Here is a 7,484-nt window from a genome sequence, read left to right on the forward strand (position 1 = left end):
GCGGACGAGTGGCCGAACTTGAACCACCGCAACGACACCTTCCACGAATGAAAAGGCCGGAAACAATCATGCGACTCCTGAGCTCAATCCCTCGCGTCACCGCCATTGGAGTGGCGCTGATCGCCAGTGCTGCCATGGCAGGGTGCGTATCGACCACGAACGAGAGTGGCGCCACGAACTCGGGGGGTTCCGGTGGCGCCGCCTGCGACAAGGGCCAGGTCCTGATCGGCAGCGCGATGTCGGCCACCGGATTCATGGGCCCGGTTGACGCTCCGGCTCTGGAGATGGCGAAGATCGCGATCGACAAAGTCAACCAGGACGGGGGTGTGCTCGGCTGCGACTTGAAGCTGACAACCGTCGACGGTGAGAGCAACCCTGACAAGGAAGCCCAGATCGCAACTGACCTCATCGGCAAGGGTGCCAAGCTCCTGCTGGTCAGTTGCGACTACGACATCAGCGCCAAGGCCTCGCAGGTCGCACAGGCGGCTTCAGTCCTGGTGATCTCGCCCTGTCTCGGCGACACCATCATGGGACCGAAGTCCGGGTTGACGCTCGGCTTCTCGCTCGGGTCGGCTGTGCCGGGGGAGGCCGCCATCATGGCGGAGTACGCCTTTGACACGTTCGGCCCGAAGGCCGCCCTGTTCCGCGACATGACGCTGAAGTACACCCAGAATCAGTGCAATGGCTTCGAGACCCGTTGGAAGCAGCTCGGCGGCACGATCGTGGCGGACCCCAAGTTCAGCCAGACTCCCACCGGCTCTCTTGCTGCTCCCGTAACAGCTCAGGCGAGCGAGATCAGTGGGTCGGCGCCTGACGTCGTCGCGCTCTGTTCCTACGGTGCTGGTGGTGCGGAGGCCTTGGCCGCGTTGCGCAAGTCCGGCGCGGAGACTCCGGTGATCTCCGGCTTCGGTATGGACGGCGCGTACTGGCTGGGCTCGGTCCCGAAGCTCTCGAACTTCTATGACGTGACCTACGCCTCGGTCTTCGGTGATGACCCCAGCCCGAAGATCCAGACCGTGTTGAAGGACTACAAGCAGGCCACCGGCCAGGATGCGGTGACGAGCAGCCTGGTGACGGGGTCATCCTCGATCGAGGCATTCACGACCGCCGCCGAGAAGGCGAAGAGCTTCGACGGACCCGCGCTCGCCAAGGCGCTCGAATCGTTCCACAACGTCGAGCTGTCCGCAGGGCCGACCTCGTTCTCGCCTGAGCTCCACATCAGTGTCACCCGACCCATGGCGGTTCTCCAGGTCCAGGACGGCAAGCACCACTTCGTCAAGTACGTCGCGGCCCAGAAGCCGGTCCTGGAGTGACCAAGCACAGCGGACTCGCGGCCATCGGAATCGAGAAGTCGTTCGGCGCCTTGCGGGTGCTCGACGGTGTCTCGATCTCGGTGGAGCGCGGCGAGGTGGTAGGACTGCTCGGCCCGAACGGCGCCGGCAAGAGCACCCTCGTGAACACCTTGTCTGGATATGAGCGAGCTGACCGAGGTTCGGTGTCGCTGGATGGGATTCCGCTCGACACCATGACCGCTGCCGGTCGTGCGCGTGCGGGCCTTGCCAGGACCTTCCAGTCCGCCCGCCTGTTCGCGGGTCTCAGCGTCGCGGAGAACGCCGCATTGGGCGCTCTCGGTGTAGGAGCGAGCAGGCGGGAAGCGACACGTCGCGCTGGGGAAGCGCTCGGAATGCTCGGCCTCATGCATGTCGCCTCGCATACCGCGGCCGGTCTTCCACACGGCCTCGCCCGGCTTGCCGGGTTGGCTCGAGCCATCACGGCACAACCTCGCTACCTCGTGATGGACGAGCCTGCGGCGGGCCTGAACGAGCACGAGGTGCCGGCGCTTCTCCAGGCGCTCGACAACGTCCGCGAGCAGGTGGGCTGCGGGATGCTGCTCATCGAGCACAACGTCTCCCTGGTCGCTCAAGCTTGCTCGCGAGTCGCGGTCCTCGCCGCGGGGTCCTTGCTCTTCGAAGGCACTCCGCATGCGGCCACAGAGGACGCTGCCGTCCGCAGCGCATATCTCGGCGATGTCAGCTTGGGCGCATCAGCCGATCAAGGAGCAGACGAGCCATATGTATAGCAACCCACTTCTCGAGGTCGAAGGCCTCACTGCCGGCTACTCGGGGCTGGATGTGATCTTCGATGCCGATCTCCGGGTCCAGCCAGGGGAGATGGTCGGCATCGTCGGCCCCAACGGCGCGGGGAAGTCCACCTTGCTGAGCGCGATCGCGGGGGCCCTGAAAGCGACTTCCGGGACGGTGCGTCTCCGCGGCAACGATCTGACGGGCATGAAACCCGAGTATGTGGTCCGTCGGGGCCTTGCGCTCGTTCCGGAGGGCCGCCACATCTTCACCGACCTCACGGTGGCTGAGAACCTCCAGCTCGGCCGAACCGCGTCTCGTGACAGGAGTACGGCTGCCAGGGCCGTCGCCTCGATGAAGGAGTTGTTCCCGCTGCTCACCACGCACGCGAATCACCGTGCTGGGCAGCTGAGCGGCGGTCAACAGCAGCAGCTTGCGATCGCTCGCGCCCTGGTGGCGGAACCTGACCTCGTCATGCTGGACGAGCCCAGCTTGGGGCTTGCGCCGACGGTGGTTCGTGATGTCTTCAACGTGATGGCAGACATTCGTGCCCGCGGAACGGCGATCGTTGTCGTGGAGCAACGGGCCCACCTCGTCATCGGGACTGCGACGCGAACCCACGTCCTGCGCGAGGGGCGCATCCGCGACACCCTGACGCCCGCGGACGAGCATGACGAAACTCGGCTCGGCCATGCGTACTTCGGAACGGAGTTGCCCACCCCATGATGCAGTTAATCATCGACGCCCTCAGCAATGGTGGCTTGTACGGACTCGCTGCACTCGGCGTTGGACTCGTCTTCGGTGTGATGCGCCTTGTGAACTTCGCTCACGGCGAACTCATCACCTGCGCTGCCTATCTTCTCGTGATTTGTCTTCCCTGGGGTCTGTTACCTGCGGTGGCTGTCGCTTTGGTCGGTGCCACAATTCTCGCTCTGCTGCTCGAGTTCGGAGTCTTCTCACGACTGCGCGGCGCGGACCCGGCTGTCCTGTTGATCGCGAGCTTCGGATTGAGCGTGCTCCTTCAGCGCTCCTACGAGATGATCTTCGGCGCCTTGCCTCGTGCGGGTCAGGCTGCCGCCTGGCTGTCGGATGTCTGGACCGTGGGCGACACACAGATCTCCCGGGGCAGCGTGGTCACCGTCGCCCTGACGCTGGCGTTGCTCGTCGGCATGAAGTGGGTGGTGGAGCGCACCACAGTGGGACTCCAACTGCGCGCCGCCTCGAGCGACTTCAATACTGCCCAGCTTCTGGGAGTCCGCTCGAGCCGGGTCATCGCCGGAGCGTTCGCAGCAAGCGGGCTGCTGGCGGGCGTGGTCGGCTTCATGCTGTTCACCCAGCGTGGGCAGGCGGATCCCCAATTCGGGGTCAATGTCACCATCCTTGCGCTTGTCGGCACGGTTATCGGGGGGCTCGGCAGCCTCATGGGCGCGGCCTTGGGTGGCATGGCCGTAGGCGTCACCATCAGCGTTCTGAACTCGGTGCTCGGTAATGACCGTGCCTATACGTACTCCGTGCTGTTCCTGCTCGTGATCCTCGTCCTACTCGTCAAACCCAGCGGCATCTTCGGGCAGGCCGCCCTCAAGGAGCGTGTGTGATGACGGTGAACGCTTTTCGATCGACCGAGGTAAATGCGGCAGAGGTCGACCTGGAACGGCCCCTACGGGGCGTCACCCAGTGGCGCTGGACTGAAGTCCTGGGTCCGCTCGCCCTCCTTGTGGCGTTGACCTACGCCTGCGCATTCGCCTCTCCTGGCATGCGTTTCATGGTCGAGGGCGCGCTCGCACTGCTGGTGATGGTCCTCGCGCTCCAGATCTTCATCGGCAACAGTGGAGTCCTGTCCTTCGCTCATGGCTGCTTTGCGCTCATAGGAGGCTTCACCACCGGAATCCTCACCATGCCCAGCCTGGTGAAGTCGAACACGCTCGACGGTCTAGCTCCGTTCCTTCAAACGGCCCACTCCAGCATGGTCGTGGGAATCGTCCTCGGCATTGTCGTCGCTGCAGTTGTCGCTGCCGTGCTCGGCGCCTTCCTGATGCGTCTCCAGGGACTGGCCGCAGGCATCGCGACCTTCGCGGTGTTGATGGTGAGCGACAACATCTTCTTCAACTCCCGTTTGGTCGGCCCCGGCCCGCAGGTGATGCCTCAGATCCCGCGCTTCCCCACCCTCGAGGTGTCGCTGGTCCTTGCCGCGGTTGCCGTGGTGGTCGCGTACGGCGTCGGCGTCTCCCGGGCGGGTCGACTACTGCGCGCTTCGCGTGAGGACTTCTTGGCGGCTCAGGCCCTGGGAGTCTCCGTGTGGCGGCTACGGGTGATGTTCTTCGTCATCTCCGGCGCCATGGCCGGCTTGGCCGGCGCCATGTACGCCCACCACTCCGCGGCGATCAGCGGGCGCGACTACTACCTGCAGTTCTCGTTCCTCACCTTGGGCATGTTGATCATCGGGGGATCTGGCAGCGTCTGGGGGGCAGTCGTCGGCTGCGCGGCCGTGACAGGGCTCTCGCGGGTTCTGCTCGAACTCGAACAGGGGCTGCAGGTCGGAAACCTGGTCTTCACCATTCCTGACGGCGCCAGCGGCCTCGTCGTCGCTGCCGCGTTCGTGATGGTTCTGTTATGGCGGTCGAAGGGCGTCACGCGAGGTCGCGAATTCAGGCTGCCCGGAACTCGCCGCCGTGACGTGGTCGACGACGCCATTGCTGCCGAGTGACGTTTAGCGGCGATCGGACGACCGCCGCGGGAGACCTTGCCTTGCCGGGGAAGTGCCTCGCGAGTCGATCGATGTCGGCGAGTCCCTCGTCAGGCTTGATCGACACGACGTGTCCCTGGGCCGATACATGCGTGCCGAAGTCGTCAGCTGCAAGCACCGTCAGCGACACATGGCCGTTGTTCTGTAGGTGTTTGAGGCGGGCCCGGTCGGCGTTCATGCACAGCATGAGATGTCCGTCATCCTCGATGAGGCACCGGGTCGCCACCGATACGGGACGGCCGCTCGACGTGACCGTCGCCATGACGGCCGGGTTCGGCTTGCGGAGGCTGGCGAGGACGGCTTCTGGCAACGGAGCGTCAGACCCAGATCCATTGTGGCAGCCCCGGCTCGGGGGAAAGCTCCCGCCACCGGAGCACCGTCGCGCGCGAAGCACAGACTCGATCAGCGATCTCCGAGTTCAAGAGCCACGTCGGCGGCAAGACAATCATCCGAGCACGCTTGACTACCTGCGCACCGAAGGGTCGGGGGTCTGAAAGATCTCCGGATGCGCAGACAGCCGGCGCCGGGTCCTGCGAATGTGTCCTTCCAGCACGCGCTCGGCTCCTGCCACGTCACCGTCGCGCAAAGCCGCGGTGATCATGTGGTGCTCGTCGTGAACGACGCGCTGGGACCGACTGTCCAGGGTGGTCGAGAACGCGCGCCGGTAATGTTGGGTGGTGTTCCACAACCGGTCCACGAGCTCGCCGAGCATCACCGTCTCGGCTGTGCTGTATGAGAGCAGATGAAACTCACGGTCGAGGCGCAGAAACTGTTCCAAGTCTGTCGAAGACTCCATCTGCATGGACAGGTCCTCCAGTCGGCCAAGCTCCTCCGCACCCAGCCCGGGTGCGGCGTACCGAAGGAGCAGTGGTTCGACGCGTTCGCGAATCTGGTAGATCTCCTCACACTCGATCAGGCTGAGGTGAGCTACCCAGGCTCCGGTATTGGCCACCAGAGTCACCAGGCCATCAGCCTCGAGGACGCGGAGAGCCTCGCGGACTGGCACGCGGCTGACGCCCAAGCGCGCGGCGAGTTCCACCTGTCGGAGGCGGGCACCAGGTGGAATCCGTCCCTGAAGGATGTCGTCGCGCAGAACTTCCGCCACGCGCCCGGTCGCCGTGCGGTGCGCGCCGTTCAAGGTGCTCATCATCACCGTCCCGACCATATCTCTCCGTGGCGCGCCCCGCCCATGTACGAGGGCCGTGTCGCCGCTCAGTCGGCCGTTGCCGAGGCCATCAAGGAAGCCATTGCGAAGGCCTGCCTACGGGCACGTCCGGTGATGCGGCGATCCAGGGGATCGCTAGGTTTCGCGTCGTCGTCCGATGGGATCTGCTGACTGATTGCCCGCGCTGCGCGTACAGCGGTCGTCATCCCCGTAAGGGTCGAGTTGCACGCCAGAGCCGTCGGGAGTGCCCCGTTGCCAGCCACGAAGAGATCCTGGAACCTCCACACCCGGCCGTTGGGATCACACACGCTCGTGCCGATAGTGGAACGAGCACGGCCAACCTCCCCTGGCCCGGGGACTTCTTCGACCCCGACACCGACTGGAGGCCCGCGACCAACAACGCACCCGACCTCGCCCACGGCGAGCAGCCCTTCTAACCAAAGAAACGCTGGATCAGCCGTTACACCACGTCCAGGGGCCTGACCCCCACACTATCGATCAGACCTCTTTGAGAGACTTGTGCCATGGCTTCTTGGGCCCCCGGTTGGGATGCGTTTCCCGTTGCCCTGCGCGAGTTCTGGACCGAGCGTCATCTGTGCAGCTTGACAACCGTGAGTCCGGACGGGCGCCCCCACGCGGTTCCGGTCGGCGTGGCGCTTGACCACGACGAGCAATGCGCCTGGGTCATCACCCACGGTGCCTCCCAGAAGGCTCGCAACGTCGCCGCCGGCCCGGCGGAAGGAAGCGCCGTGGCGGCGTGCCAGGTCGACGGTGCGCGGTGGTCCACCCTCGAGGGTCGCGCGCGGGTCCTGACCGAGCCGGCTGACGTACGCAGAGCCGAGGCGTGCTACGCGGCGCGCTACCGTGTCCCCAGGCCAAACCCGCAGCGCGTCGCTCTCCGCATCGAGATCGACCGGTTCCTCATGTCGACGACACTCGCGGCCTGAGACTGCCTGTACTCGCCGCTGGCTCACGACGTGACACAAACGTCGGAAGGCATGCCCCGCGCTAGGTCCGCCCGCACGGTCGCGAAGGGTGACGATCGGGTTTCGGCGGGGCTGTGCGTCACCTGTCAGCCCGGCAACCTCGAGGCCCTCGAGCATGTGGCCGCGTCCATTCACGAACGCGATGCCACGACCACGACAGGACGTGAGGCTGTCTTGATGTCCTCCGGATGAGGAGCACGTCTGCAGGCATCGGTGCAGGACTCGCGCATAGAGGCATTCTTGGGGCCAGCAGGATTGGTCCTGCCTCTACGAATCGCCTGCGCTCGTCCCTCCTAGGTCCTTATCCTTCCGTCGACGGTTCGGAGGAAGGTGTCTTGACTGCAGAGTCTTGTGTGTCCGCTGTGTCGGGGTGAGGTCGCTGCGAACTCGTCTGGCTGCCTGGCCTGTCATCTTCCGATGAGAGATGTGGCACGACATCAGCGGAGCTCGTCACGGGGCCGGGCATTCGCCCGCGCGATCTGGATCCGCATCACCGGACTGGTCCTCTA

General features: G+C 65.1%; 9 protein-coding genes. 6 read left to right on the forward strand and 3 right to left on the reverse strand.

Annotation, left to right across the window (positions count from 1 at the left end; genetic code table 11):
* Window positions 1–68: 68 nt before the first annotated feature.
* The 5 genes from ACYQ1K_RS24455 to ACYQ1K_RS24475 are packed head-to-tail and all read left to right on the forward strand — an operon-like array spanning window position 69 to window position 4,785.
* The gene (locus tag ACYQ1K_RS24455) at window positions 69–1,313 is read left to right on the forward strand and encodes an ABC transporter substrate-binding protein (protein ID WP_459986045.1); all 1,245 of its coding nucleotides are present in this window, start codon (window positions 69–71) and stop codon (window positions 1,311–1,313) included.
* Window positions 1,310–2,080, forward strand: a complete 771-nt coding sequence (locus ACYQ1K_RS24460; protein WP_459986047.1) for an ABC transporter ATP-binding protein — start codon at window positions 1,310–1,312, stop codon at window positions 2,078–2,080. Before ACYQ1K_RS24455 ends, ACYQ1K_RS24460 begins: the two co-directional genes overlap by 4 nt.
* On the forward strand, window positions 1,983–2,807 hold the full coding sequence (locus ACYQ1K_RS24465) for an ABC transporter ATP-binding protein (RefSeq protein WP_459986048.1): 825 nt from the start codon (window positions 1,983–1,985) through the stop codon (window positions 2,805–2,807). The genes ACYQ1K_RS24460 and ACYQ1K_RS24465 overlap by 98 nt, the downstream gene beginning before the upstream one ends.
* Window positions 2,804–3,676 (forward strand): branched-chain amino acid ABC transporter permease, encoded by an 873-nt coding sequence (locus ACYQ1K_RS24470; RefSeq protein ID WP_459986049.1) that lies wholly within the window; start codon window positions 2,804–2,806, stop codon window positions 3,674–3,676. Before ACYQ1K_RS24465 ends, ACYQ1K_RS24470 begins: the two co-directional genes overlap by 4 nt.
* On the forward strand, window positions 3,676–4,785 hold the full coding sequence (locus tag ACYQ1K_RS24475) for a branched-chain amino acid ABC transporter permease (protein WP_459986050.1): 1,110 nt from the start codon (window positions 3,676–3,678) through the stop codon (window positions 4,783–4,785). The genes ACYQ1K_RS24470 and ACYQ1K_RS24475 overlap by 1 nt, the downstream gene beginning before the upstream one ends.
* Here the strand turns inward: ACYQ1K_RS24475 and ACYQ1K_RS24480 are convergent.
* The 3 genes from ACYQ1K_RS24480 to ACYQ1K_RS24490 all read right to left on the reverse strand — a co-directional run bounded on the left by ACYQ1K_RS24480 (window position 4,727) and on the right by ACYQ1K_RS24490 (window position 6,408).
* Entirely contained in the window at window positions 4,727–5,218 is a 492-nt protein-coding gene (locus ACYQ1K_RS24480; RefSeq protein ID WP_459986051.1) for a pyridoxamine 5'-phosphate oxidase family protein, read from the reverse strand. The genes ACYQ1K_RS24475 and ACYQ1K_RS24480 overlap by 59 nt on opposite strands.
* A 69-nt stretch (window positions 5,219–5,287) precedes the next feature.
* A complete protein-coding gene (locus ACYQ1K_RS24485) occupies window positions 5,288–5,974 on the reverse strand; it encodes a GntR family transcriptional regulator (protein ID WP_459986057.1) in 687 nt (228 codons plus the stop codon).
* Window positions 5,975–6,036: 62 nt separating this feature from the next.
* Window positions 6,037–6,408 (reverse strand): GMC oxidoreductase, encoded by a 372-nt coding sequence (locus ACYQ1K_RS24490; protein ID WP_459986053.1) that lies wholly within the window; start codon window positions 6,406–6,408, stop codon window positions 6,037–6,039.
* A 105-nt stretch (window positions 6,409–6,513) separates the two neighbouring features.
* Here ACYQ1K_RS24490 and ACYQ1K_RS24495 point away from each other — a divergent pair, with 105 nt between their 5' ends.
* The gene (locus ACYQ1K_RS24495) at window positions 6,514–6,936 is read left to right on the forward strand and encodes a TIGR03618 family F420-dependent PPOX class oxidoreductase (RefSeq protein ID WP_459986054.1); all 423 of its coding nucleotides are present in this window, start codon (window positions 6,514–6,516) and stop codon (window positions 6,934–6,936) included.
* The last annotated feature ends 548 nt before the right edge of the window (window positions 6,937–7,484 follow it).

This window comes from Nocardioides sp. AN3 (genome assembly GCF_054653495.1).

Coding starts and splice junctions, on each gene's coding strand:
- ACYQ1K_RS24465 (WP_459986048.1), top strand. CDS start 1,983: ATGCGGCCACAGAGGACGCTGCCGTCCGCAGCGCATATCTCGGCGATG.
- ACYQ1K_RS24485 (WP_459986057.1), bottom strand. CDS start 5,974: ATGATGAGCACCTTGAACGGCGCGCACCGCACGGCGACCGGGCGCGTG.
- ACYQ1K_RS24455 (WP_459986045.1), top strand. CDS start 69: ATGCGACTCCTGAGCTCAATCCCTCGCGTCACCGCCATTGGAGTGGCG.
- ACYQ1K_RS24470 (WP_459986049.1), top strand. CDS start 2,804: ATGATGCAGTTAATCATCGACGCCCTCAGCAATGGTGGCTTGTACGGA.
- ACYQ1K_RS24475 (WP_459986050.1), top strand. CDS start 3,676: ATGACGGTGAACGCTTTTCGATCGACCGAGGTAAATGCGGCAGAGGTC.
- ACYQ1K_RS24495 (WP_459986054.1), top strand. CDS start 6,514: ATGGCTTCTTGGGCCCCCGGTTGGGATGCGTTTCCCGTTGCCCTGCGC.